Source organism: Xenophilus azovorans DSM 13620 (assembly GCF_000745855.1).
GTDB lineage: Bacteria > Pseudomonadota > Gammaproteobacteria > Burkholderiales > Burkholderiaceae_C > Xenophilus > Xenophilus azovorans.
Window position 1 is genome coordinate 470,920 of sequence record NZ_KN050766.1, and the last position, 25,294, is coordinate 496,213.

General features: G+C 70.5%; 24 protein-coding genes. 10 read left to right on the forward strand and 14 right to left on the reverse strand.

The genetic code is table 11. The annotated features are described in order from the left end of the window. Positions 1 to 32 precede the first annotated feature (32 nt). Genes Q392_RS28695 through Q392_RS28725 form a run of 7 tightly spaced genes read left to right on the forward strand, consistent with a single transcriptional unit; the run spans position 33 to position 7,358 of the window. Positions 33 to 1,619, forward strand: a complete 1,587-nt coding sequence (locus Q392_RS28695) for an ABC transporter substrate-binding protein (RefSeq protein ID WP_038216864.1) — start codon at positions 33 to 35, stop codon at positions 1,617 to 1,619. Positions 1,620 to 1,643: 24 nt separating this feature from the next. After that, positions 1,644 to 2,579, forward strand: a complete 936-nt coding sequence (locus Q392_RS28700; RefSeq protein WP_038216867.1) for an ABC transporter permease — start codon at positions 1,644 to 1,646, stop codon at positions 2,577 to 2,579. Between the two features lie 9 nt (positions 2,580 to 2,588). After that, on the forward strand, positions 2,589 to 3,479 hold the full coding sequence (locus tag Q392_RS28705; RefSeq protein ID WP_038216881.1) for an ABC transporter permease: 891 nt from the start codon (positions 2,589 to 2,591) through the stop codon (positions 3,477 to 3,479). Positions 3,480 to 3,495: 16 nt separating this feature from the next. Beyond that, on the forward strand, positions 3,496 to 4,527 hold the full coding sequence (locus tag Q392_RS28710) for an ABC transporter ATP-binding protein (protein ID WP_038216884.1): 1,032 nt from the start codon (positions 3,496 to 3,498) through the stop codon (positions 4,525 to 4,527). Continuing rightward, positions 4,524 to 5,519 carry an ABC transporter ATP-binding protein gene (locus tag Q392_RS28715; protein WP_038216886.1) on the forward strand — a complete coding sequence of 332 codons (996 nt, stop codon included), beginning with the start codon at positions 4,524 to 4,526 and terminating at the stop codon, positions 5,517 to 5,519. Before Q392_RS28710 ends, Q392_RS28715 begins: the two co-directional genes overlap by 4 nt. Before the next feature lie 19 nt (positions 5,520 to 5,538). Then, positions 5,539 to 6,993, forward strand: a complete 1,455-nt coding sequence (locus tag Q392_RS28720) for an N-acyl-D-amino-acid deacylase family protein (protein WP_038216890.1) — start codon at positions 5,539 to 5,541, stop codon at positions 6,991 to 6,993. Beyond that, entirely contained in the window at positions 6,990 to 7,358 is a 369-nt protein-coding gene (locus Q392_RS28725) for a RidA family protein (RefSeq protein WP_038216893.1), read from the forward strand. Before Q392_RS28720 ends, Q392_RS28725 begins: the two co-directional genes overlap by 4 nt. Positions 7,359 to 7,431: 73 nt before the next feature. Here the strand turns inward: Q392_RS28725 and guaA are convergent, their stop codons facing one another. Both guaA and guaB read right to left on the reverse strand, forming a co-directional pair. Continuing rightward, positions 7,432 to 9,048 carry a glutamine-hydrolyzing GMP synthase gene (gene guaA, locus Q392_RS28730; RefSeq protein ID WP_038216896.1) on the reverse strand — a complete coding sequence of 539 codons (1,617 nt, stop codon included), beginning with the start codon at positions 9,046 to 9,048 and terminating at the stop codon, positions 7,432 to 7,434. Positions 9,049 to 9,124: 76 nt separating this feature from the next. After that, complete coding sequence (gene guaB / locus Q392_RS28735; protein ID WP_038216900.1) at positions 9,125 to 10,594, reverse strand: IMP dehydrogenase; 1,470 nt, start codon at positions 10,592 to 10,594, stop codon at positions 9,125 to 9,127. 181 nt (positions 10,595 to 10,775) lie between these two features. Between guaB and Q392_RS28740 the strand changes: the two genes are divergently transcribed. Continuing rightward, positions 10,776 to 11,279: a DUF4124 domain-containing protein gene (locus Q392_RS28740; protein ID WP_038216903.1), complete on the forward strand. Its 504-nt coding sequence runs from the start codon at positions 10,776 to 10,778 to the stop codon at positions 11,277 to 11,279. Positions 11,280 to 11,308: 29 nt separating this feature from the next. On the opposite strand, the gene Q392_RS28745 is transcribed toward Q392_RS28740, so the two are convergent. Then, entirely contained in the window at positions 11,309 to 11,641 is a 333-nt protein-coding gene (locus tag Q392_RS28745) for an RnfH family protein (RefSeq protein ID WP_038216906.1), read from the reverse strand. After that, on the reverse strand, positions 11,638 to 12,090 hold the full coding sequence (locus tag Q392_RS28750; RefSeq protein ID WP_038216909.1) for a type II toxin-antitoxin system RatA family toxin: 453 nt from the start codon (positions 12,088 to 12,090) through the stop codon (positions 11,638 to 11,640). The genes Q392_RS28745 and Q392_RS28750 overlap by 4 nt, the downstream gene beginning before the upstream one ends. Positions 12,091 to 12,158: 68 nt before the next feature. Here Q392_RS28750 and smpB point away from each other — a divergent pair, with 68 nt between their 5' ends. Next, positions 12,159 to 12,635, forward strand: coding sequence for an SsrA-binding protein SmpB (gene smpB, locus Q392_RS28755; protein ID WP_038216912.1), 477 nt, complete (start codon positions 12,159 to 12,161; stop codon positions 12,633 to 12,635). Between the two features lie 92 nt (positions 12,636 to 12,727). Next, on the forward strand, positions 12,728 to 13,108 hold the full coding sequence (locus Q392_RS28760) for a COG4315 family predicted lipoprotein (protein ID WP_038216914.1): 381 nt from the start codon (positions 12,728 to 12,730) through the stop codon (positions 13,106 to 13,108). Between the two features lie 57 nt (positions 13,109 to 13,165). Here the strand turns inward: Q392_RS28760 and Q392_RS28765 are convergent, their stop codons facing one another. The 10 genes from Q392_RS28765 to Q392_RS28810 form a co-directional block, all read right to left on the reverse strand. Continuing rightward, a complete protein-coding gene (locus Q392_RS28765; protein WP_038216929.1) occupies positions 13,166 to 13,603 on the reverse strand; it encodes a YXWGXW repeat-containing protein in 438 nt (145 codons plus the stop codon). 105 nt (positions 13,604 to 13,708) lie between these two features. Beyond that, entirely contained in the window at positions 13,709 to 14,581 is an 873-nt protein-coding gene (locus Q392_RS28770) for a DMT family transporter (RefSeq protein WP_038216932.1), read from the reverse strand. 18 nt (positions 14,582 to 14,599) lie between these two features. Continuing rightward, positions 14,600 to 15,370, reverse strand: coding sequence for a hypothetical protein (locus Q392_RS28775; protein ID WP_038216934.1), 771 nt, complete (start codon positions 15,368 to 15,370; stop codon positions 14,600 to 14,602). Positions 15,371 to 15,559: 189 nt separating this feature from the next. Next, positions 15,560 to 17,392: a translational GTPase TypA gene (typA, locus tag Q392_RS28780; protein WP_038216958.1), complete on the reverse strand. Its 1,833-nt coding sequence runs from the start codon at positions 17,390 to 17,392 to the stop codon at positions 15,560 to 15,562. After that, positions 17,389 to 18,366 (reverse strand): tRNA pseudouridine(55) synthase TruB, encoded by a 978-nt coding sequence (gene truB, locus Q392_RS28785; protein ID WP_038216960.1) that lies wholly within the window; start codon positions 18,364 to 18,366, stop codon positions 17,389 to 17,391. Before truB ends, typA begins: the two co-directional genes overlap by 4 nt. Before the next feature lie 5 nt (positions 18,367 to 18,371). Beyond that, positions 18,372 to 18,743, reverse strand: a complete 372-nt coding sequence (gene rbfA / locus Q392_RS28790; protein WP_038216963.1) for a 30S ribosome-binding factor RbfA — start codon at positions 18,741 to 18,743, stop codon at positions 18,372 to 18,374. A gap of 23 nt (positions 18,744 to 18,766) precedes the next feature. Then, positions 18,767 to 21,661: a translation initiation factor IF-2 gene (gene infB, locus Q392_RS28795; protein WP_038216965.1), complete on the reverse strand. Its 2,895-nt coding sequence runs from the start codon at positions 21,659 to 21,661 to the stop codon at positions 18,767 to 18,769. 23 nt (positions 21,662 to 21,684) lie between these two features. Then, entirely contained in the window at positions 21,685 to 23,172 is a 1,488-nt protein-coding gene (gene nusA, locus Q392_RS28800; protein WP_038216967.1) for a transcription termination factor NusA, read from the reverse strand. A 19-nt stretch (positions 23,173 to 23,191) separates the two neighbouring features. Then, positions 23,192 to 23,797 carry a ribosome maturation factor RimP gene (rimP, locus tag Q392_RS28805; protein WP_038216974.1) on the reverse strand — a complete coding sequence of 202 codons (606 nt, stop codon included), beginning with the start codon at positions 23,795 to 23,797 and terminating at the stop codon, positions 23,192 to 23,194. Between the two features lie 265 nt (positions 23,798 to 24,062). Further along, on the reverse strand, positions 24,063 to 25,280 hold the full coding sequence (locus Q392_RS28810; protein ID WP_038216977.1) for a YbfB/YjiJ family MFS transporter: 1,218 nt from the start codon (positions 25,278 to 25,280) through the stop codon (positions 24,063 to 24,065). Positions 25,281 to 25,294 lie beyond the last annotated feature (14 nt).

Consider the following 25,294-nt stretch of genomic DNA (forward strand, 5'->3'; position numbering starts at 1 on the left):
TTTTTCTTGTGTCCCCCTCAGGAGTCCCGACCATGAAACGACGCACGCTCGCCGCCCTGGCCGCCTTCGGCGCCCTCACCCTGGGAGGCATCGGCCCGATGGCGCAGGCCCAGACGCCGCCCAAGACCCTGCGCGTGGTGGCGCACGCCGACCTGAAGATCCTCGACCCGACCTTCACCACGGCCTACATCTCGCGCAACTTCGGCTACATGGTGTACGACACCCTGTTCTCGCAGGACGCCAGCGGCAAGCCGCAGCCGCAGATGGTGGAGAAGTTCACCCAGTCGCCCGACGGCAAGGCATGGAGCTTCACCCTGCGCCCGGGCCTGAAGTTCTCCGACGGCACGCCCGTGACCACGGCCGACGTGATCGCCTCGCTGCAGCGCTGGACCGGCCGCGACAGCCTGGGCCGCGCCATGGTGGCCGGCGGCGCCGAGTGGAAGGCGGTGGACGAGCGCAGCTTCACGCTCGCGCTGGGGCAGCCCTTCGGCATGGTGCTGGACGCGCTGGCCAAGCCCTCGGGCTACCCCGCCTTCATCCTGCCCGAGCGGCTGGCCAAGCTGCCCACCACCGCGCCGATGACCGAGGTGCTGGGCTCCGGCCCCTTCGTCTTCAAGCGCGACGAATGGGTGCCGGGCAACAAGGCCGTGTTCGTGCGCAACGCGCAGTACGTGCCGCGCACCGAGCCCGTCAGCGGCCTGGCCGGCGGCAAGAAGAGCAGCTTCGAGCGGGTCGAGTGGCTGTACCTGCCCGACGCCAACAGCGCCGTCGCGGCCCTGCAGCGCGGCGAGGTGGACATGGTCGAGCAGCTGCCGCCCGACTACATCGCGCCGCTGCGCGCGGACAAGAACATCAAGGTCGGCAGCGGCGGGGCCTATCAGGCCTTCCTGGTGCTCAACCAGCTGCACCCGCCCTTCGACAACATCAAGGCGCGCCAGGCCTTCCAGATGGCGGTGAACCAGGAGCGCTTCGTCGCGGCCATGGGCTACCCGGCCGACATGCGCAAGGCCTACTGCCACACCTTCTTCATCTGCGGCAGCCCCAACGACACCGCCGCCGGCTCGCAGGCCTGGGCCAAGCCCGACGTGGCCAAGGCCAAGGCGCTGCTGGCCGAGTCGGGCTACAAGGGCGAGAAGGTGGTGCTGCTGGTGCCCACCGACATCACCTACCTCAACGCGCTGGCGCTGATGGCCGCGCAGACCCTCAAGAGCATCGGCGTGAACGTGGACATGCAGTCCATGGACTGGGCCTCCATCGGCGCGCGGCGCGCCAAGCGCGACGCCCCCGCGGCCGGCGGCTGGAACGTCTACGTGACGGTGGCCGGCGAGTTCGACGTCAACTCGCCCATCACCAACGCCTACCTGAGCCCCGCCTGCGGCAACTCGCTGCCCGGCTGGCCCTGCGACAAGCAGCTGGACGAGCTGCGCACCGCCTGGCTGCAGTCCGCCGACGCGGCCCAGCGCAAGGAGCGGCTGGACGCCTTCCAGGCCCGCGCCTTCGAGACCGTGCCCTACGTCAACGCCGGCCAGTATTCGGCCGCCTACGCCGCGCGCGCCAGCCTCAAGGGGCTGGACAGGCTGTGGGGCGGCATGCCCATCGTCTGGGCGCTGGACAAGTAAGGCGGCCGGCCGCAGCAGCGCGCGATGAGCTACGTCCTGCGCCGCCTCGTCGCCACCCTGCCCGTCATGGCGGTGGTGGCGATCGTGGTCTTCCTGCTGATCCACCTCTCGCCCGGCGACCCGGCGGCGCTCATCGCCGGCGACCTGGCCACCGAGGAGGACATCGCGCGCCTGCGCGATGCGCTGGGCCTGAACCTGCCGATCTGGCAGCAGTTCCTCATCTGGATCGGCAAGCTGGCCACCGGCGACCTGGGCATCTCCATCTTCACGCAGGTGCCGGTGACGGCGCTGCTCGCGCAGCGGCTCGAACCCACGCTGGCCATCGCGCTCGTGACCATGCTGCTGACCATCGCGGTCGCGGTGCCGCTGGGCACGCTGGCCGCCTACCGCGCGGGAAGCTGGGTCGACCGGCTGGTCATGCTCTTCGCGGTGCTGGCCTTCTCGGTGCCCTCCTTCCTGGTCGGCTACCTGCTGGTCTACGGCTTCGCGATCCGCCTGCCGTGGTTCCCCGTGCAGGGCTACGTGCACATGGGCGAGGGCCTGGGCCCCTGGCTGCGCAGCCTGGTGCTGCCGTGCCTGAACCTCGCGCTGGTCTACATCGCGCTGGTCACCCGCATGACGCGCGCCACCGTGATGGAGGTGCTGCACGAGGACTACATCCGCACCGCGCGGGCCAAGGGCCTGGGCGTGCTGCCGGTGCTGGGCCACGCGCTGCGCAACGCGGCCGTGCCCATCGCCACCACGGTGGGCGTGGGCATCGCGCTGCTGATCGGCGGCGTGGTCGTGACCGAGACCGTGTTCGCCATTCCCGGCGTGGGCCGGCTGGTGGTCGATTCGGTGCAGCGCCACGACTACCCGGTGATCCAGAGCGTGCTGCTGCTCTCCGCCGGCGTCTACGTGCTGATCAACCTGCTGATCGACCTGAGCTACCGGCTGTTCGATCCGCGCATCCGCTACTGACCCGAGGCCATGTCTTCCACCCTTCCCCTCCACGACGGTGCGGCGCCGGCCGACGAGCCGGTGTTCGTGCCGCCGCGCTGGCGCTGGGCGCGCAAGCACCCCACGCTGATCGCCGGCGCGCTGCTGCTGGTCGCGATGGCGGTGCTGGCGCTGGCCGCGCCGTGGATCGCCACGCACGACCCGCAGGACATCGACCCGCTGGCGCGCATGCAGGCCCCCTCGGCCGAGCACTGGTTCGGCACCGACGCGCTGGGCCGCGACGTGTTCAGCCGCGCGGTGTGGGGCGGGCGCGTCTCGCTGGTCGTGGGCGTCAGCGTGGCGCTGGTGTCCACCGCGCTGGGCGTGCTGCTGGGCCTGGCGGCCGGCTTCGTGCGCCGCCTGGACGGCTTCGTCATGCGCATCATGGACGGGCTGATGGCCATCCCGGGCATCCTGCTGGCCATCGCGCTGATGGCCGTCACGCGGGCCAGCCTCGCCACCGTGATCGTGGCCATCGTGGTGCCCGAGATCCCGCGCGTGGTGCGCCTGGTGCGCTCGCTCGCGCTGACGCTGCGCGAGCAGCTCTTCGTCGAGGCCGCCCATGCCGTGGGCACGCGGCTGCCGGTGATCCTGGCGCGCCACGTGCTGCCGAACATGGTGGCGCCGCTGGTGGTGCAGGCCACCTTCATCGCGGCCTCGGCCGTGCTGTACGAGGCCGCGCTGTCCTTCCTCGGCGTGGGCGTGCCGCCCACCACGCCCAGCTGGGGCAACATGATGGCCGAGGGCCGCAACTTCGTGGCGGTGGCCTTCCACATCATCCTCTACCCGGGCATGCTGCTGGCCGCCACGGTGCTGGCCATCAACCTGCTGGGCGACGGCCTGCGCGACGCGCTGGACCCGCGCCTGGCGCGCCAGTTGTGAAGCGGGAGACGCCACGATGAACGCCCCCGCGCGCGACATGCCGGCCGCCGGCCAGCCCCTGCTCGAAGTCGACGACCTGCACGTGCGCTTCGACACCCTCGACGGCCCGGCGCGCGCCGTCGACGGCGTCTCCTACACCGTGCACGCCGGCCGGACGCTGGGCGTGGTCGGCGAATCGGGCTGCGGCAAGAGCGTCACGGCCATGTCCATCCTGCGGCTGCTGCCCACGCCGCCCGCGCGGCTGCAGGGCGCGGTGCGGCTGCGCGGCACCGACCTGCTGCAGCTGGACGAGGCCGCGATGCGCCGCATCCGCGGCAACCGTATCTCCATGATCTTCCAGGAGCCCATGACCTCGCTGAACCCGGTGCTCACCGTGGGCCGGCAGATCGCCGAGACGGTGCGCCTGCACCAGCGCGCCGGCCGCGCCGAGGCCATGGCGCGCGCGGTGGACATGCTGCGACTGGTACAGATCCCCGAGCCCGGGCGCCGCGCCGGCGAGTACCCGCACCAGCTGTCGGGCGGCATGCGCCAGCGCGTGATGATCGCCCTGGCCCTGGCCTGCAACCCGGAGGTCTTGATCGCCGACGAGCCCACCACCGCCCTGGACGTGACCATCCAAGCGCAGATCCTGGACCTCATCCGGCGCCTGCAGCGCGAGCTGGGCATGGGCGTGGTGATGATCACGCACGACCTGGGCGTGGTGGCCGAGAGCTGCGACCGCGTGGTCGTGATGTACGCGGGCCGCAAGGTCGAGGAGGCCGACGTGCAGGACCTGTTCGACCGTCCCCTGCACCCCTACACCCGCGCGCTGATGGCCTCGATGCCCTCGATGAACACGCGCAGCGCGCGGCTGGCCGAGATTCCCGGCCTCGTGCCCTCGCCGCTGGCGGCGCGCCGCGGCTGCGCCTTCGCGGCGCGCTGCCCGCACGCCGATGCGCGCTGTACCGCGCAAACCCCCGCCCTGAGCGACCAGGGCGGCGGCCACGGCGTCGCCTGCTTCGCCGTGGAAGAAGGACGGCTGGCGCCGATGGAGGCGTTGGACGCATGAGCACGGATATTCCTCTGCTGCGCGTCGAAGGCCTGCGCAAGCACTACGCCGCGCCGCGCCGCTGGCTGGCGCGCCCGCAGCCGCCGGTGCAGGCGGTGGACGACGTGTCCTTCACCATCGCGCGCGGCGAAACGCTCTCGCTGGTGGGCGAATCGGGCTGCGGCAAGACCACCACCGCCAAGTCCGTGATGCGGCTCATCGAGCCCACCGCCGGCGCGGTATGGCTCGACGGCCAGGACCTGCTCCGGCTCGGCCCCGCGCAGATGCGCGAGCGCCGGCGCGACGTGCAGATCATCTTCCAGGACCCCTACGCCTCGCTGAGCCCGCGCCTGAAGGCCGGCGAGATCGTCGCCGAGCCGCTGAGGAACTACGGCAGCACCTCGGCGGCCGAGCGCCGCGAGCGCGTGCGCTGGCTGTTCGGCAAGGTCGGCCTGCGGCCCGAAGCCATCGACAAGTACCCGCACGAGTTCTCGGGCGGCCAGCGCCAGCGCCTGGGCATCGCACGCGCGCTGGCTCTGCAGCCGAAGCTGATCGTCTGCGACGAGCCGGTGTCGGCGCTCGACGTCTCGGTGCAGGCCCAGGTGGTCAACCTGCTGATGGACCTGCAGGCCGAGTTCGGCATCGCGTACCTCTTCGTGGCGCACGACCTCTCGGTGGTGCGCCACATCAGCCACCGCGTGGCCGTGATGTACCTGGGCCGCATCGTCGAGCTGGCCGACCGCGACACGCTGTTCGCCGCGCCGCGCCACCCCTACACGCAGATCCTGCTGTCGGCGGTGCCCGTGCCCAACCCGCGCACGCCGGCCCAGCGCCTGCTGCTGCAGGGCGATCCGCCCAGCCCGGCGAACCCGCCCGCGGGCTGCCGCTTCCACACCCGCTGCCCGCTGGCCCAGCCGGTGTGCAGGGAGCAGGCGCCGCCGCTGTCGCCGCGCGAGGCGGCCGACGCCGACGGCGCTCCGCGCGAGCACCTCGTGGCCTGCCACTTTCGCTGAACCCTTCCTGGAGACCCGGATGACACCCACCCACCACGACCTGCTGATCCGCGGCGGCACCGTGATCGACGGCACGCGGGCGCCGCGCTTCGACGCCGACGTGGCCGTGCGCGACGGGCGCATCTCGGCCATCGGCCGCCTCGGCGGGCACGGCGCCGACACGGTCATCGAGGCGCACGGGCGCATCGTCGCGCCCGGCTTCATCGACTCGCACACGCACGACGACCAGGCGCTGCTCTCGCAGGCCACCCTGCCCTTCAAGGTCTCGCAGGGCGTCACCACCGTGGTGGCTGGCAACTGCGGCATCAGCGCCGCGCCGCTGCGCCCCGGCATGGAACTGCCTATGCCGCTGAGCCTGCTCGACAGCCCCGACGAGGGACGCTTCACCACCTTCCGGGCCTACCTGGACGCGCTGCGCGCGCGGCCCGCCTCGGTCAACGTGGCGGCGATGGTGGGCCACTCGACGCTGCGCGCGGTGACGATGGCCTCGCTCGACCGCGAGGCCACGCCGGACGAGATCGCCGCCATGCAGGCGCTGGTGGAGGAAGCCATGCAGGCCGGCGCCATCGGCCTGTCGACCGGCACCTTCTACCCGCCGGCGGTCAAGGCGACCACCGAGGAGATCATCGCCGTCGGCCAGCCGCTGCGCGCGCGGCAGGCGCTGTACGTCACTCACATGCGCGACGAGGCCGACCGCGTGATGGAGGCGCTGGACGAGACCTTCCGCATCGGCCGCGAACTGGGCGTGCCGGTCGTCGTGTCGCACCACAAGGTGCAGAACACCCAGAATTTCGGCCGGTCGCAGGTCACGCTGCCGCACATCCGCGAGGCCATGAAGACGCAGCGCATCTGCCTGGACTGCTACCCCTACACCGCCGGCTCGACCATGATCCGCACCGACCGCGGCATGCTGGGCGGGCGCGTGCTGATCGCCGCCAGCCAGCCGCACCCCGAGTGCGCCGGCCGCGACCTGGCCGACATCGCGCGCGAATGGGGCGTCGAGCCCGACGAGGCGGCGCGCCGGCTGCAGCCGGGCAGCGCGATCTACTTCCTCATGGACGAGGGCGACGTGCAGCGCATCCTGGCCTTCGACGACACCATGATCGGCTCCGACGGCATCCCGGTGGGCGAGAGCCCGCACCCGCGCCTGTGGGGTACCTTCCCGCGCGTGCTGGGCCACTACAGCCGCGACGTCGGCCTGTTCCCGCTCGAAACCGCGGTCTGGAAGATGACCGGGCTGACGGCCCGCAACTTCGGGCTGCACCAGCGCGGCACGCTCGCGCCCGGGCACCACGCCGACATCGTGGTGTTCGACGCCGCCACCGTGCGCGATGCCGCCACCTACGAAACCCCGACCCGGCCCGCCGAAGGCATCGACGCCGTGATCGTCAATGGCGCCGTCACCTGGCGCCAGGGCGCTCACACCGGTGCGCGCAACGGCCAGGTCATCACCCGCACGGAGTCTTCCCGATGAGCCAGATCGAACGCATCCCCTCGCCGCTGCCCGTTCCCTTCTCCAAGGCGGTGCGCGCCGGCGGCTTCCTCTTCCTGTCGGGTGTGCTGGCCATGGATGCGCAGGGCCGCGTCATCGAGGGCGACGTGCAGGCGCAGACCCGCGCCGTCCTCGAACGCATCGCCCAGAACCTGAAGGACTGCGGCACCGGCATGGCGAGCGTGGTGCGCGCCACCATCTGGCTGGCCGACCTGGGCGACTTCGCCGCCTTCAACCAGGAATACGCCCGGCACTTCCCCGAAGGGCTGCCCGCGCGCTCGTGCGTGCAGGCGGTGCTCTACCAGGGCGCGAAGGTGGAGATCGAGGTGCAGGCCTGGGTCGGCTGAGCGCCTTTTCCTCGGGCGATGAACCGGCGAAGGAATTCAGCGGCGGCCGGCCGATGCGGTGGCCGGTGCGTCGTCACTCCCACTCGATCGTCGCCGGCGGCTTGGAACTCACGTCGTAGGTCACGCGGTTGATGCCGCGCACCTCGTTGATGATGCGGCCCGACACTTTCTTGAGCAGCGCGTAGGGCAGCTCGGCCCAGTCGGCGGTCATGAAGTCGCTGGTCTGCACGGCGCGCAGCGCCACCACGTAGTCGTAGGTGCGGCCGTCGCCCATCACGCCCACGCTCTTGACGGGCAGGAAGACGGTGAAGGCCTGGCTGGTCAGGTCGTACCAGGTCTTGCCGGTGGCCTCGTCGCGGAAGTTGCGCAGTTCCTCGATGAAGATGGCGTCGGCGCGGCGCAGCAGGTCGGCGTAGTCCTTCTTCACCTCGCCGAGGATGCGCACGCCCAGGCCGGGCCCGGGGAACGGGTGGCGGTACACCATCTCGGGCGGCAGGCCCAGCGCCACGCCCAGCTCGCGCACCTCGTCCTTGAACAGATCGCGCAGGGGCTCCAGCAGCTTCAGGCCGAGCTGCTCGGGCAGGCCACCGACGTTGTGGTGGCTCTTGATGGTGACGGCCTTCTTGCTCTTGGCGCCGCCGCTCTCGATCACGTCGGGGTAGATGGTGCCCTGGGCCAGGAAGCTGGCGCCCTTGTGCCCTGCCCCGCCGGCCTTCAGCTTCGCCGCCTCGGCCTTGAAGACCTCGACGAACTCGCGGCCGATGATCTTGCGCTTCTGCTCCGGGTCGCTCACGCCCTTGAGGTGGCCGAGGAACTGCTCGCTGGCGTCGACGTGGATCACGCGCGCGTGCAGCTTGCCGGCGAACATCTCCATCACCATCTTGCCTTCGTCCAGGCGCAGCAGGCCGTGGTCGACGAACACGCAGGTGAGCTGGTCGCCGATGGCGCGGTGGATCAGCGCGGCCGCCACGCTCGAATCCACGCCGCCCGAGAGGCCGAGGATCACTTCCTCGTCGCCCACCTGTTCGCGGATCTTCTCGACGGCCTCGGCGATGTGGTCCTTCATCACCCAGTCTGGCTTCGCACCGCAGATGCCCAGCACGAAGCGCTCCAGGATCGCGCGACCCTGCTGCGTGTGCGTGACCTCGGGGTGGAACTGCACGCCGTAGAAGTGCCGCGCCTCGTCGGCCATGCCTGCGATGGGGCAGCTTCCGGTGCTGGCCATGAGCCTGAAGCCCGGCGGCAGCTCGGTCACCTTGTCGCCGTGGCTCATCCACACCTTGAGCATGCCGTGACCCTCGGGTGTGGTGACGTCGGCGATGTCCTTGAGCAGGTCGGTGTGGCCGCGCGCGCGCACCTCGGCATAGCCGAACTCGCGCTGGTGCGAGCCCTCGACCTTGCCGCCCAGCTGCTGCGCCATCGTCTGCATGCCGTAGCAGATGCCCAGCACCGGCACGCCCAGCTCGAACACCGCCTGCGGCGCGCGGTCGTCCACCTCGTACACGCTGGCATGGCTGCCCGAGAGGATCACGCCTTTCAGGTGGCCGTCCTTCGCGTACTCGCGCACCCAGTCGTCGGTCACGTCGCAGGGGTGCACCTCGCTGTAGACATGCGCCTCGCGCACCCGGCGCGCGATGAGCTGCGTGACCTGGGAGCCGAAGTCGAGGATGAGGATCTTGTCGTGTGACATGGGACGCTTCGATGAAAAGGCGCTTCGCTGGAACAACAAGGCCGGTGCGTTGCACCGGCCTTGTCCTTCTTGTGGATTACTCGGCCCGGTAGTTGGGCGCTTCCTTGGTGATCTGCACGTCGTGCACGTGCGATTCGCGGATGCCGGCGGCGGTGATCTCCACGAACTCGGCCTTGTTCTTCATCTCGTCGATGGTGGCGCAGCCGCAGTAGCCCATGCTGGCGCGCACGCCGCCGGCGAGCTGGTAGATGATCGAGACGATCGAGCCCTTGTAGGGCACCCGGCCCTCGATGCCCTCGGGCACGAGCTTGTCGGTGTTCGGGTTGCCGGTGGTCGATTCCTGGAAATAGCGGTCGGCGCTGCCCTGCTGCATGGCGCCGATGGAGCCCATGCCGCGGTAGCTCTTGTAGCTGCGGCCCTGGTAGAGCACGATCTCGCCCGGCGCCTCCTCGGTGCCGGCAAACATGCTGCCCATCATCACGGTGCTGGCGCCGGCCGCGATGGCCTTGGCGATGTCGCCCGAGAAGCGCACGCCGCCGTCGGAGATCAGCGGCACGCCCGTGCCCTGCAGCGCGGTGGCCACGCTGTCCACGGCCATGATCTGCGGCACGCCCACGCCGGCCACGATGCGGGTGGTGCAGATGGAGCCGGGGCCGATGCCGACCTTGACCGCGTCCGCGCCCGCCTCGACCAGCGCCAGCGCGGCCGCGCCGGTGGCGATGTTGCCGCCGATCACGTCCACCTGCGGGTAGTTCTGCTTGACCCAGCGCACGCGCTCGATCACGCCCCTGCTGTGGCCGTGCGCGGTGTCGACCACGATCACGTCCACGCCGGCCTTGACCAGCGCCTCGACGCGCTCCTCGGTGCCGTCGCCCACGCCGACCGCGGCGCCCACGCGCAGGCGGCCGTTGTCGTCGCGCGCGGCGTTGGGGAAGCTGGTCTGCTTGGTGATGTCCTTGACGGTGATGAGGCCCTTGAGCTGGAACTCCTCGTTGACGACCAGCAGGCGCTCCAGCTTGTGCTTGTTCAGCAGCGCCTTGGCCTCGGCGGGCGTGGTGCCCTCGGGCACCGTGATCAGCTTGGCGCGCGGCGTCATGATCTCGGTGACGGGCGCGTCGTAGCGGGTCTCGAAGCGCAGGTCGCGGCCGGTCACGATGCCGACCACCTTGCCGCCATCGACCACCGGGAAGCCCGAGATGCCCAACTCTTCCGACAGCTGCAGCACCTGCAGCACCGTGTGCTGGGGCGTGATGACCACCGGGTCGCGCAGCACGCCGGATTCGTAGCGCTTGACCTTGGCCACCTCGGCCGCCTGCTGCTGGGCGGTGAGGTTCTTGTGGACGATGCCGATGCCGCCCTCCTGCGCCATGGCGATGGCCAGGCGGGCCTCCGTCACGGTGTCCATGGCGGCGGACACCAGCGGCAGGTTCAGCGCGATGTTGCGGGAAAGGCGGGTGGCGAGGGAGGTGTCCTTGGGCAGGACCTGCGAGAACGCTGGCACCAGCAACACGTCGTCGAAGGTGAGCGCTTTGCCGAGAAGGCGCATGGGTGAGGCTCCAAAAGAAGGATTGTAACGAGGGCCCTGGTTTTCCCTGAAGCGGCAGGGTCGCCGGCACGCACGCCGGGGCGGCCGGCGTTGCGGATTGACGCCAGATTCGTGGCGCATGCCGCGCTCGCGGCCTCTGCCGCGTGTTGCCAAACGTAAGCGGACGCTACACTTCCGCCCCATGAAGCCGATCCACGCCGTCCTTGTCGCCTGCGCTCTCGTGATGCCGGTGGCCGCCTCGGCCCAGTGGCAGTGGCTGGATGCGCAGGGCAAGAAGGTGTTCAGCGACCAGCCGCCGCCGCTGGACGTGCCCGAGAAGAACATCCTGCGCCGCCCGCACGGCAGCCGTGCCGCCGCCGCGCCGGCCCCTGCTCCCGCCTCCGACCAGGCCCCTGCCGCGCCCGCGGCGCCGGCCGGCAAGGCGGCCGGGGTGGACAAGGCGCTGGAAGAGAAGGCCCGCCAGGCCGAGGAAGCCGAGAAGGCCAAGCGCGCCGCCGAGGAGAAGAAGATCGCCCAGGCCAAGGCCGACAACTGCAGCCGCGCGCGCCAGGGCAAGGCCACGATGGACAGCGGCATGCGCGTGGCCCGCGTCAACGACAAGGGCGAGCGCGAGATCCTCGACGACAACGCCCGCGCGGTGGAGCAGCGCCGCCTGCAGTCGATCATCGACAGCGACTGCAAGTAGCAGCCGCCCGGCCCGCCCCCTTCAATCGGTCAGTAGCCGGCCTTGGCCCCTTCGCGCCGCCGCGCGAACAGGCCGGCCGTGCGCGCCCCCTGGCGCTGGAAGCGCTCGCGCCGCGCCACCTTCGGATCGACGGTGAGGGGCCGGCACAGCTCCACGCGGTCGCCGTCGGCCAGCGGCCGGGACCATTCCGCCGCGCGGCCCCACACGCCCGGATGCATCGCGCGCCAGTCCAGCGCCGGCAGCGCCTGCGCCAGCGTGCTGGCCTCGACGGCTGCCTCCAGCGTGCAGCCCTCGGGCACGCACAGCGCCTCCTCGTGCACCTGCCGCGGCGCCGGGGCGCAGCACAGGACGATGCGGATCATGGCGCCGGCTCGCCGTAGGTCTGCTCGGCCCGCTTGACGAAGGCCTCGACAAGGCTGGAGGCGATCTTGTCGAACACCGGCCCGACCAGCGCCTGCAGCGCGAAGTTGCTGAAGCCGTAGCTCAGGTCGAGCTGCACGCGGCAGGCGCGTTCGCCCTCGCCGCCCACGGGGGTGAATTTCCACACCCCGTCGAGGTTGGAGAAGGGGCCGTCCACCAGCTTGAGGTGGACTTCGCGCCCCGGCACGTGGGTGTTGCGGGTGGTGAAGCTCTGGTGGATGCCGCCGAAGGCGAGGCCGACTTCCGCCGTCATGCCGGCCTCGTCCTGCTCGATCACGCGGGCGCGGTCGCACCAGGGCAGGAACTCCGGGTACCTCGCCACGTCCGTCACCAGGCCGTACATCTCCTCGGCGCTGTACCAGATGAGGACGGACTTGTGCACACTCTTCATAGAATCGCGGGTTCGGGGGAAGCGAGCGGCCGATTGTAGGGACGCCATGCGCCCCCAACTGAGCCCCCATGGCCACCAAGAAGCAAGACCCCAACGCCCGCATCGCCGACAACAAGAAAGCCGCCTTCAACTACTTCTTCGAGGAGAAGTTCGAGGCGGGCATGGTGCTCGAAGGCTGGGAGGTGAAGGCGCTGCGCGAAGGCAAGGTGCAGCTGACCGACGGCTACGTGGTCATCCGCGACGGCGAGATGTTCGTCATCGGCTGCCAGATCAACCCGCTCAAGAGCGCCTCCACCCACGTCAACCCCGACGCCGTGCGCACCAAGAAGCTGCTGCTGCACAAGGAGCAGATCAAGCGCCTGATGGGCAAGGTCGAGCAGAAGGGCTACACCCTGGTGCCGCTGAACCTGCACTGGAAGAACGGGCGGGTCAAGTGCGAGATCGCCCTGGCCAAGGGCAAGGCCGAGCACGACAAGCGCGACACCATCAAGGAGCGCGAGGGCAAGCGCGAGGTGGAGCGGGCGATGAAAAGCCGGCACCGCTAAGGCCGCCCGAATGCGCGGCTGCCGCCGACACGGGCCGTCGGCGCGGGCGCCTACACTGCCCGGGCCGGTTTTTTCAACGAAGGAGAAAGTCCATGAAACTGCTCAGTGCATCCGTCCTTGCTGTCGCCCTGCTTGCCGGGGGCTGCGCCACCCGGTCCGCACCCGACACGCCCACGCGCACGGTCGATGGCGTGCTCATCGGGCCCAGCGGCATGACGCTCTACACCTTTGCGCGCGACACGCCCGACAGCGGCAAGTCGGTGTGCAACGGGCAGTGCGCCGCCAACTGGCCGCCCCTCATCGCGCCGGACAACGCCAAGCCCATGGGCGGCTACTCCGTCGTGACGCGCGACGACGGCAAGAAGCAGTGGGCCTACAAGGGCCAGCCCCTGTACTACTGGGTGAAAGACACGAAGGCCGGCGACCGCACGGGCGACGGCGTGGCGGGCGCGTGGAGGATCGCGCGCCCCTGAGGCCGCGGCCATCCCGCCCCCGATGAAAAAGCCGACCCTCGGGTCGGCTTTCTTGCGTCAGCAGTTGCCCTTCTTGGCCTGCCCCGGCGGGCAGTGATAGCCGCCATGGCCATGGCCATGGCCGCGGCGCGGGCCGTCGTGCCAGCGCTCCTCGCGCTGCCGCTCGCGCGCGGCGCGGCGCCAGTCGCCGTCGCGCCAGCGCCAGCCGCCGTCGACCTGCACCCAGCCGCCGGGCACGTAGGCGTAGTCGGGCCGCGCTGCCTGCCAGTAGCCGCCCCGCCACGCATAGGCGTGACCGCTCCATTGCCAGTGGCCCGGCACCCAGACCCGGCCCTGCCGTGGCCCAGGCACCGCCTCCCAGCGCGGGGGCGGCGGCGCCACGGCCACCAGCCCGGGCACATTGATGTTGACCGACACCTGGGCGCCTGCCGCCAGCGGCGCGGCGGCTACCGTGACGGCAGCGGCGATCGTGAGGAGGGACAGCTTCGTTTTCATCGTGGAGGACTCCCGGTTGTTGGACCCGATATAACGCAGCCGGGCCCGGCGGCGTTGTCGGACAAGGCCGAACCGCATCGGCGCAGGCGTCGCGCGCGCGACGGGCTACCGCCCCGCACGCCAGCCCAGCCACTCGTTGGCGACCAGGGCACCGACCACCAGCACCCCGCCGATCAGCACGCTGGGCGCCGGGATCTCCCCGGCGCCGATCCATGCCAGCGCGATGCCAAAGATCACCTCCAGCAGCGCCAGCAGGGCCACCTCGGGCGCCTTCAGCACCCGGGCGCACACCATCGCCAGCATGCTCGGGATCGCCAACTGGAAGACGCCGAGGAAGGCGAGCAGCCCCAGGTCGTGCACGGTGGCGTGCAGCGGCCAGGCCAGCGGCAGCGTGGCCAGCGCCGACAGCGACGCGCCGATCAGCACAGCCGGCACCAGGTCGATGTCGCGGCCCTGGGCATGGGCGTGCTGCACCACCGTCCAGTTGCAGGCCAGCGCCAGCGGCACGCACAGGGCCACCAGCGTGCCGGCCAGCTCGCCCTGCCCCAGCTTGGTCGCATACATCCAGCCGATGCCCAGACCCGCCACGACGATCGCGCCCCACGTGCGAAGCGGCAACCGGTGCCCGATGAACAGGCGGGCCGCCAGCGCGGTGAACAGCGGCCCCACCGCCATCGTCACCAGCACGTTGGCGGTGGAGGTGAGCGTGAGCGCCACCATGAAGGCGGTGAACATCACGCTCCAGCACAGGCCCGAGAGCCACAGCGCCACGCCGCCGCCGCGCAGCGTCCGCAGCACCGCCCGGCCGCGCCAGGCGGGCAGGATGACGAGCAGCGCCAGCACGGTGAAGGCGCTGCGCCAGAAGGTGACCTCGAAGCTGCGCGCGCTCTCCAGGTGCCGCGTGACGACGCCGGCGGTGCCCCACATCAGCGTCGCGCCGACCATCAGCCACACCGCGCGGGCATGCGTCAGGGCCATGATGGCGATGCCCTTCGCTCAGCGCGGGCCGTTGCGGGCAGCCAGCTCGCACAGCGCCTCGCAGCGGGTGTCGGACATCGCGTCCAGCACCTTCTGCCAGGCCGCACGGCGCGCGCCCTGCGCCCGGGCGATCTGGTCCGCCGCCAGGCTGCGCGGCACGGCGCGCGAGGCGACGGACAGCGCCCGGGCGTGCGCCGGCGCGCTGTCGGCCAGCGCACCGAGCAGCGCATCGACATACGCCGCGCCGAAGCGCGCATCGCCCACAGCCGTCGCCAGGCCGGCATAGAGCTGCAGCACGCCCGTCTGGCCGCGCCGCAGCCCGCCCAGGCGCAACTGGCCGGCCATCTTCGGATCAAGCCGCCGCAGCGTCTCTTCCGCCAGCGGCACCTGGCGCGCGATGCAGTGCGCGAGGAAGGGCTGCAGCAGCGCCAGCTCGTCCTGGTAGGTGGCGGCGTTGCCCGCCACCACCGAGGCCACGAACCGGCCGTCCTGCATCGCGCCGAAGGACAGGTAGGCCAGCGACGCCTCCTGCGCGTGATCGCAGATATCCGAGACGGCGGCCAGGTCGGCCGAGGCGCCTTCGGCGGGCAGCGCGCGGGGGTCGGCCAGGGCGCGCAGCACCGGGCCGGCGTCGGCCTCCGCCAGCCGCGGCATGCGCTCCGGGTGGGCCGAGCGCAGCGACGCGAAGGTGCGCGCCGCCTCGGCCTGTTCAGCCGCCGCCTGCGCGTGGCCGAAGAGCGGCCACGCACCCAGCGCCATGCACAGGACGATGGCTGCCCGCTTCTTCATCTCAGTCTTCCATGGCGTTACGCCGCCACCCGCATCGCATGAAACGCCTGGCAGGCAGCCGCTCCGAAGGCGGCGGAGCAGGCCATGCGGGAACATCCGCGGAACTGGCTTTGCCAGGCCGCAGGATGTGCCCCCTTGAGGGGGTTGGCGAAGCGGAACGAAGTCCGCGAAGACTGGGGGTGTTTCATTTCACGCCTCGCGGGAGGCGCGCTTGCGCTCGTGCTCCTTCAGGAAGCGCTTGCGCAGGCGGATGCTCTTGGGCGTGATCTCGACCAGCTCGTCGTCCTCGATGAACTCCACGCCGTATTCCAGCGTCAGCTCGATCGGCGGCGTGATCTTGATCGCGTCCTCCTTGCCGCTGACGCGGAAGTTGGTGAGCTGCTTGGTGCGGGTGGCGTTGACCACCAGGTCGTTGTCGCGGCTGTGGATGCCGACGATCATGCCCTCGTACACCGGGTCGCCGGCCTTGACGAACATGCGGCCGCGGTCGTCCAGCTTGCCCAGCGCGTAGGTGAAGATCTCGCCGTCGTCCATGCTGATCAGCACGCCGTTCTTGCGGCCGCCGATCTCGCCCTTGTGCGGCTCGTAGGAATCGAAGATGTTGCTGATCAGGCCCGAGCCGCGGGTGAGGTTCAGGAACTCGTTGGTGAAGCCGATCAGGCCGCGCGCCGGGATGCGGTATTCCAGGCGCACGCGGCCCTTGCCGTCCGGCTCCATGTTGGCCAGCTCGCCCTTGCGCTCGCCCAGCGCCTGCATCACGCCGCCCTGGTGGCCTTCCTCGATGTCGGCCGTGACCAGCTCCATCGGCTCGCAGCGCTCGCCGTCGATGTCGCGGAACACCACGCGCGGCTTGGACACCGCCAGCTCGTATCCCTCGCGGCGCATGTTCTCCAGCAGGATCGTGAGGTGCAGTTCGCCGCGGCCGGAGACCTCGAAGATGCCGTCCTCGTCGGTCTCCTTGACCTTCAGCGCCACGTTGGACTGCAGTTCCTTCTGCAGCCGGTCCCAGATCTGCCTGCTGGTGACGAACTTGCCTTCGCGCCCGGCCAGCGGGCTGGTGTTCACGCAGAAGTTCATCGTCAGCGTGGGCTCGTCCACCTTCAGCATCGGCAGCGGCGTGGGGTCGGCCGGGTCGGTGAGCGTGACGCCGATGCCGATGTCGGCGATGCCGTTGATCAGCACGATGTCGCCAGGGCCGGCCTCGGCGGCCTGCACGCGGTCCAGGCCCTGGAAGGTCAGCACCTGGTTGACGCGCCCCTTGAAGGAGGCGCCGTCCGGGCCTTCCATCACCTGCACGTCCATGTTCGGCCGCAGGGTGCCGGCGTTGATGCGGCCCACGCCGATGCGGCCGACGAAGGTGGAGAAGTCCAGCGCCGAGATCTGCAGCTGCAGCGGTGCGTCCGGATCGCCGTCGTGCGGCGGCACGTGCTTGAGCACGGTCTCGAACAGGGCCGACATGTCGGGGCCCCACTGCTCGCCGGGCTCGCCCTCCTCCAGCGAGCTCCAGCCGTTGATGCCGGAGGCGTAGACCACCGGGAAGTCGAGCTGCTCGTCGGTCGCGCCCAGCTTGTCGAACAGATCGAAGGCGGCGTTGACCACCTTGTCGGGGTTGGCGCCCGGCTTGTCGACCTTGTTGACCACCACGATGGGCTTGAGGCCCAGCGCCAGCGCCTTCTTGGTGACGAAGCGGGTCTGCGGCATCGGGCCTTCCTGCGCGTCGATCAGCAGCAGGACGCCGTCGACCATCGACAGGGCGCGCTCCACCTCGCCGCCGAAGTCCGCGTGGCCGGGGGTGTCGACGATGTTGATGTGCGTGCCCTTCCAGCTCACGGCGCAGTTCTTGGCCAGGATGGTGATGCCGCGCTCGCGCTCGATGGCGTTGCTGTCCATCACCGTGTCGACCACCTTCTCGTGCTCGGCGAAGGTGCCCGACTGGCGCAGGAGCTGGTCGACCATGGTGGTCTTGCCGTGGTCGACGTGGGCGATGATGGCGATGTTTCGGATCTGGCGGGTTGCGGTCATGGTGCAAGGGCCTCGGTCAGAGGCGTTCGATTCACAAGGATCTGCTGGATTTCGGTGGGGGCCAGCAAGCGCCCCGGGATCAGTTCGCCGGCCTTCACGTGGGCGGTGCCCAGGAAGGCATGCGGCAGGGTGCCGAAGACGGCCACCGCCCCGGCGTCGGGCCAGCCGCCGCGGCGGCGCATGCCGCTGAGGAAGCGGCCGGCATCGTCCTCGCCCAGCGTGACGGGCGTGTGGCCGGCCACCAGGCATTCGACGGGCTGCAGCAGCGCCAGGCGCCCGTCTTCGGGCAGGGCTTCGAGCGCCTCCAGCGTCACGCACTGCGAGACCTCGAAGCCGCCCGTGGCGACGCGGCGCAGGAAGCCCAGGTGGCCGCCGCAGCCCAGGGCTTCGCCGATGTCCTCGCCCAGGGTGCGGATGTAGGTGCCCTTGGAGCAATGCACGCGCAACCGCAGGCCCGGCGTCTCGCCCGAGAGCTGCATCTCCAGCAGCTCCAGCGCATGGATGACCACCTGGCGCGGCTCGCGCTCGACGGTTTCGCCGTCGCGCGCATATTCGTAGAGCGCCTTGCCGTCCTTCTTGAGGGCGCTGTGCATGGGCGGCACCTGCTCGATCGGGCCGGTGAAGCGGTCCAGCGCCTCCACCACCTGGCCGGCCGTGCATTGCACGGGGCGCTCGCTCAGCACCTCGCCTTCCGCATCGCCCGTCGCCGTGCGCACGCCCAGGCGCACCACCGTCTCGTAGGTCTTGTCGGCGTCGAGGTGCAACTGGCTGAACTTGGTCGCCGCGCCGAAGCACAGCGGCAGCACGCCGGTGGCCAGCGGGTCCAGCGTGCCGGTGTGGCCCGCCTTTTCTGCGCGCAGCAGCCACTTGGCCCTCTGCAAGGCCTGATTGCTGGACAGGCCCAGCGGCTTGTCGAGCAGCAACACCCCATGCACAGGGCGCCGCTGCACCCTGACACGGGATGGCGACGACATGGGGGCTAGTCTTCCTTGCCGCGCGAGGAAACGGCCTTGGCGATCAAGGCGTTCATGTCCGCCGCACGCTCGGTGGTGCGGTCGAACACGAAGTGCAGCGTCGGCACGGTGTGGATGTGCAGCCGCTTGAACAGGTGGTTGCGCAGGAAGCCGGCCGCCTGGTTGAGCGCGTCCTGCGTCTCCTGCGGGTCGCCCACCAGCACGCTGAAGAACACCTTGGCGTGGGCGTAGTCGGGCGTCACCTCCACGGCCTGCAGCGTGACCATGCCCACCCGCGGGTCCTTCAGCTCGCGCGCGATGATCTCCGTCAGATCGCGCTGGATCTGGTCGGCGACGCGGTAGCCGCGGTTGGGCGTGGTCTGCTTCTTCGAGGCCATGGTTCAGGTGCCGCGCCGGGCGCTCACAGCGTCCGTGCGATCTCCTTGATCTCGAAGATCTCGAGCTGGTCGCCTTCGCGGATGTCGTTGTAGTTGCGCAGCTTGATACCGCACTCGAAGCCCTCGCGGACTTCCTTGACGTCGTCCTTCATGCGCTTGAGCGACTCGATCTCGCCGGTATAGACCACCACGTTGTCGCGCAGCAGGCGGAAGTGGCCGTCGCGGCGCACCACGCCGTCCAGCACGTACGAGCCGGCCACGGTGCCGATCTTGGAGGCCACGAACACCGTGCGGATCTCGGCATGGCCGATGACTTCCTCGCGGCGCTCGGGGGCCAGCATGCCGGCCATCGCGGTCTTCAGCTCGTCCACGGCGTCGTAGATGATGCTGTAGTACTTGATGTCGACGTCGTTGCCCTCGGCCAGCTTGCGCGCGCCGGCATCGGCGCGCACGTTGAAGCCGATCACGATGCCCTTGGAGGCGATCGCCAGGTTCACGTCCGACTCGCTGATGCCGCCCACGCCGGCGTAGACGATCTGCACCCGCACCTCGTCGGTCGACAGCTTGAGCAGCGACTGCGACAGCGCCTCCTGCGAGCCCTGCACGTCCGCCTTGATGATGATGGGCAGGTTCTTCACCTCGCCCGCCGTCATGTCGGAGAACATGTTCTCCAGCTTGGCGGCCTGCTGGCGGGCCAGCTTGGTGTTGCGGAACTTGCCGGCGCGGTAGGTGGCGATCTCGCGCGCGCGGCGCTCGTCGGCCATCACCATGAACTCGTCGCCGGCCTGCGGCACCTCGGTCAGGCCCTGGATCTCCACCGGGATGGAGGGACCCGCCGACTTGGTGTTGCGGCCATCCTCGTCCAGCATGGCGCGCACGCGGCCGGAGGTGGAGCCGGCCAGCACCACGTCGCCCACCCTGAGCGTGCCGGACTGCACCAGCACCGTGGCCACGGGGCCGCGGCCCTTGTCGAGCTGCGCCTCGATGACCAGGCCCTTGGCGGCGGCATCCACCGGCGCCTTCAGCTCCAGCACCTCGGCCTGCAGCAGCACCTGTTCCAGCAGGTCGTCGATGCCCTTGCCCGTCTTGGCCGAGACCTCGACGAAGGGCGAGTCGCCGCCGAATTCCTCGGGCACGACCTCCTCGGCCACCAGCTCGCTCTTCACGCGCTCGGGGTTGGCCTCGGGCTTGTCGATCTTGTTGACCGCCACCACGATCGGCACACCCGCCGCCTTCGCGTGCTTGATGGCTTCCTTGGTCTGCGGCATCACGCCGTCGTCGGCCGCCACCACCAGGATGACGATGTCGGTGGCCTGCGCGCCGCGGGCGCGCATGGCAGTGAAGGCCTCGTGGCCCGGGGTGTCGAGGAAGGAGACCATGCCGCGCGGCGTCTCGACGTGGTAGGCGCCGATGTGCTGCGTGATGCCGCCGGCCTCGCCCGCCGCCACCTTGGCGCGGCGGATGTAGTCCAGCAGCGAGGTCTTGCCGTGGTCGACGTGGCCCATGACGGTGACCACCGGTGCGCGCGGCAGGGCCTCGGCGGTCTGCGCCTGCACTTCTTCCTCGGTGAAGGCCTCGGGGTCGTCCAGCGCGGCGACCACCGCCTTGTGGCCCATCTCCTCGACGAGGATCATGGCCGTGTCCTGGTCCAGCGACTGGTTGATGGTCGCCATCTGGCCCAGCTTCATCAATTGCTTGATGACCTCGGAGGCCTTGACCGCCATCTTGTGCGCCAGCTCCGACACCGTGATGGTCTCGGGCACGTGCACCTCGATGACGCGCTGCTCCGCCGGCTGCGCCTGGTGGTGCGAGTCGTCGCGGTCGCGGTCGTTGCCGCGCCGGCCGCGCGGGCCGCCGCGCCAGTTGCCGCGGCCCACGCCGCCGCTGGCGTCGCCGCGGGTCTTGATCTCCTTCTTCTTGCCGGCCTCGCCCGCCCAGCTGGACGACAGCTTGGCCGACTTGATCTCCTTGCCGGCGCCGGGCGCCGGTGCCGCCGCCCCGCCGGCGGCCGGGCGCGCGCCCGTACCGGTGGCCGGCTTGTGCAGCGTGCCGCGCGCGGCCGGCTTGGCTTCGGCCGGCTTGGGCTCTTCCTTCTTGGCCACGAGCACGCGCTTGGGCGCGTTCATCATCTCGCGGATGGCCTCGGCCTCGGCCAGCGCCTTGCGGCGGCGCTCTTCCAGGTCGCGGGCGCGGGCCGCCTCTTCGTCGGCGCGCGCCTTGGATTCGGCGGCGGCCTTGGCCTTGGCCTCTTCCTTGGCCTTCTCGGCGGCGGCCTTCTCGGCAGCGGCCTTCTCCTCGGCCGCCTTCTGGGCCGCAGCCTCGGCGGCCGGCGCGTTGCGCGCCTCGGCCGCCGCGGCGTTGATGGCGGCGGCTTCCGCACGGGCCTTCTCGGCCTGCGTCTCGCGGTCGCGCTCGGCGCGCTCTTCCTTCTCGGCCGCCTCGCGTTCGGCCGCCTCGGCAGCCTCGCGCTCGCGGCGGCGGGCGGCGAGTTCCTCTTCCTGGCGGCGCAGCAGCTCGGCGTTGCGGCGCGCCTCTTCCTCGCGGCGGGCGAGCTCGGCCTCGTCGATGCGCGGCGCGGCCGGCGCGGGTGCCGGAGCCGGCGCCTCGGCCGGCGCGTCGTCGCGCTGGATGAAGGTGCGCTTCTTGCGCACTTCCACCTGAATGGTGCGCGCGCGGCCCATCGCGTCGGCCTGCTTGATCTCGGTGGTCGACTTCTTGGTCAGCGTGATCTTCTTGCGCTCGGGGGCAGCCGTGCCGTGGCTGGCCTTCAGGTGGCCGAGCAGGCGCTGCTTGTCGGCTTCGGTCAGCGCGTCCGACGCGGCCGACTTGGCCACGCCGGCACTGCGCAACTGGTCAAGCAGCGTTTCGGGTGTCTTCTTGAGTTCCTGAGCGAACTCTGCAACGGTGGTGCTGGACATATCTGTTTCGTGCTCCCATGACATCACTCTTGCGCGCCAGCGAACCAGTGTTCGCGCGCCTTGAGGATGAGGGCCTTGGCGTCATCGGCGCTCTGGCCGGTGATCTCGGTGAGTTCGTCGACCGCGAGGTCGGCCAGGTCGTCGCGCGTGTTCACGCCCGCGGTGGCCAGCTTGGCGATCAGCTCGGGGGTGAGGCCTTCGAGGTCGCGCAGGTCCTGCGAGACGCTCTCGACGCTCTCTTCCCGCGCGATTTCGAGGGTCAGCAGCGCGTCCTTGGCACGGGCGCGCAGCTCGTTGACGGTCTCCTCGTCGAAGGCCTCGATCTCGAGCATCTCGGCGATGGGCACGTAGGCCACCTCTTCCAGGCTGGTGAAGCCTTCGGCGATCAGGATGTCGGCGATCTCCTCGTCGACGTCCAGCTTCTCCATGAAGAGCTGGCGGATGGCGCTGGTCTCCTCGGCCTGCTTCTGGGCCGATTCGTTGGCGTCCATGATGTTGATCTTCCAGCCGGTGAGCTCGGAAGCCAGGCGCACGTTCTGGCCGCCGCGGCCGATGGCGATGGCGAGGTTTTCCTCGTCCACCACCACATCCATGGCGTGCTTCTCTTCATCTACCACGATGGACGACACGTTGGCCGGGGCCAGCGCGCCGATGACGAACTGCGCCGGGTCCTCGGACCACAGCACGATGTCCACCCGCTCGCCGGCCAGTTCGTTGGTGACGGCATTCACGCGGGTGCCGCGCACGCCGACGCAGGTGCCGATCGGGTCGACGCGCTTGTCGTGGCTGAGCACGGCGATCTTGGCGCGCGAACCGGGGTCGCGGGCGCAGCTCTTGATCTCCAGCAGGCCCTGCTCGATCTCGGGCACCTCGTTGCGGAACAGCTCGATCATGAACTCGGGCGCGGTGCGCGAGAGGATGATCGGCGCGCCGCGCAGCTCGAGGTTGACCTCCATGATCATGGCCCGCACGCGGTCGCCGTTGCGCAGGTTCTCCTTGGGGATCATCTCGCTGCGGCGCAGGCGCCCCTCGACGCGGCCGGACTCGACGATGATGTCGCCCTTGTCCATGCGCTTGACGGTGCCGGTGAAGATCTTCTCCCCGCGCGACATGAAGTCGTTGAGCAGCATCTCGCGCTCGGCGTCGCGGATCTTCTGCAGGATCACCTGCTTGGCGGCCATGGCGCCGATGCGGCCGATGGGCAGCGACTCGACCGGCTCCTCGATGTACTCGCCCAGCTCGATGTCGGGCAGCTCTTCCTTGGCCTCGAACAGCAGGATCTCCTGGTCGGGCAGCTGCAGGCCGGCCTCGTCGGGCACCACGTGCCAGCGGCGGAAGGTCTCGTAGGCGCCGGTGTCGCGGTCGATCGCCACGCGGATGTCCACGTCGCCCTGGTACAGCTTCTTGGTGGCCTGCGCCAGCGCCGACTCCACGGCGCCGAAGACGACGTCGCGCTCGACGTTCTTCTCGCGCGAGATCGCATCCACCAACATCAACATTTCGCGATTCATGCCACTGGGCTCCTTGCTGTCACTCCGGCTGTACGCCGCCGGTCCTGGGCTTGCGCCCCTTGAAATCCACGATCGGGGCGAGCCGCGCGTCGCGCAGCTCGTCCAGCCGGAAGCCGAGCGCATGCAGCGGCGCGGCCTCCCGCTTCTTCTGGCTCACCTTCTGTCCGGGCTTGGCGGGCGCCGGCTCGTCGCGCCAGACGATCTGCCAGCCGCGCTCGCCGCCGGGGCCCTCCGTGCGCTCCAGCGTGCCGCGGAACTTCTTGCGGTTGGCATTCACCTGCCCCGCCGCGGCCTCGCCCATCGGCGCCTTGAGGGTGATGTCGATCACCTCGCCGGCGAAGCGCTCGAAATCCTGCTCGTGGCGCAACGGCCGGTCGATGCCGGGCGAAGACACCTCCAGGCGCCGGTAGTCGACGTTCTCGACCTCCAGCGCATATTGCAACTGGCGCGTGACCTTCTCGCAATCCTCGACGGTGACGAAGGCGTCGCCGCCGCCGTCGGCAGCCGCGCCGGCCCAGGGCAGATCGATGGTGACGCGCAGCAGTCCCCCTGCCGAGCGTTCGATCTCGACCAGGTCGTAGCCGAGCCCGGCCACGGTTGTTTCGACGGTCTGCTGCAATGCCACCGGGATGCGTGCTTCCTTGTGAATCTGCCTGTGCCTCGTGCCCGCCCCACCCGCCATGCCCGCGCGCCGAGCCGGCCGGTGCCGCGGCCGGCGGCCCTGGTGACAGGCCGCCCGGGCATCGAAGACGAGCCTCAAGCGTGGGCGAGAGCGAAGAAAGCGAAGCGACCAAAAAAAAAGGGCGGTTGGTACCCGCCCGTTTGGTCGTGAGCCTTCGATTATAGGGCCTGCGCGGCGCTTTTGCACGGCCCGAGGGCGCCCGGGCGCCTCATGCCGCACCCGCCGGGCGCAAGGCGTGGCGCCCGACCCACGCGAACAGCGCCGCCCCGCCCGCCAGCGCCAGCGCCGCCACCAGCAGCGGCACGGTGAAGCTGCCCGTGCGGTGCGCCAGGGGAGCCGCGAAGATCGGGCCGACGATCTGCCCGATGCCGTAGGACGCGGTGGCGTAGCCGATCAGCCCGGCCGACGCGTTGCCCTTGAGCCGCCGCGCTTCGCGCATGGCGAACAGCGTGATGGCCGTGAACGGCAGGCCCAGGAGCAGGCTGCCCAGCGCCAGCCCGGCCACGTCGGGCCAGGCCACCGACAGCAGGACGCCCGCGGCCTGCATCGCGTAGGCGGCGGCCAGCAGGAGCCGGTTGTCCCAGTGCTGCGGCGCCTGGGCGCCCACCAGCGCGCCGGGGATGACGGCCAGGCCGAACAGCGGCCAGAACAGGTCGGGCCATGCCGACCCCGGCAGCGCCTGGCGGGCGATGACCGGCAGGAAGGTGGCGGTGATGATGTAGCCGAAGCCGGCCAGGCCGTAGAGGATCACCAGGGCGCGCGCGTCGCCGCTGCCGCCGTCCTGGCCCGCCGCGGCACGCGACGCGGCCGGGGCGGGAGCCGCCGGGGTGGCAGCGGGCATCCGCTCGCTCGCATGGCCGCCGTCGTCGAAGACCCGCCAGATGCCGGCGATGAGCAGCAGCGCCACCGCGCCGAAGCCGATCCAGGCCGCATCGGCGCCCCAGCGGGAGGCCAGCCCGCCCAGCAGGCCGGTGGCGGCGATGCCGATGCCGGGCCCGGTGTAGATCACCCCGCCCAGCCGGTGCATGCCGGTTTCCGCCAGCCGGCGCAGGCCCCAGCCGGAGGCGAAGACGAAGGTCCAGGCGCTGGCGACGCCAGCGGCGGTGCGCAGCACACCCCAGAGGGTGAAGCCGTGCAGCAGCCCCATGCCCAGCAGCAGCACCGCGGTGGCGACCAGGCCGCCGCGCACCATCGCCGCCGCCGGCACCCGGATGGCGGCACAGGACAGCGCCCCGATGAAGTAGCCGAGGTAGTTGAGCGAGGCCAGCACGCCGCCGCCCTCCAGGTCCAGCGAGCCTTCGTGCAGCATCACGGGCAGCATCGGCGTGAAGGCAAAGCGGCCCAGCCCCATCGCCACGGCCAGGGCCACCATGCAGGCCAGGGCAGCCCGCCAGCCGTGGCGGGGTTCGTATCCGAAATTCGACATCAATCCGGCTTCTT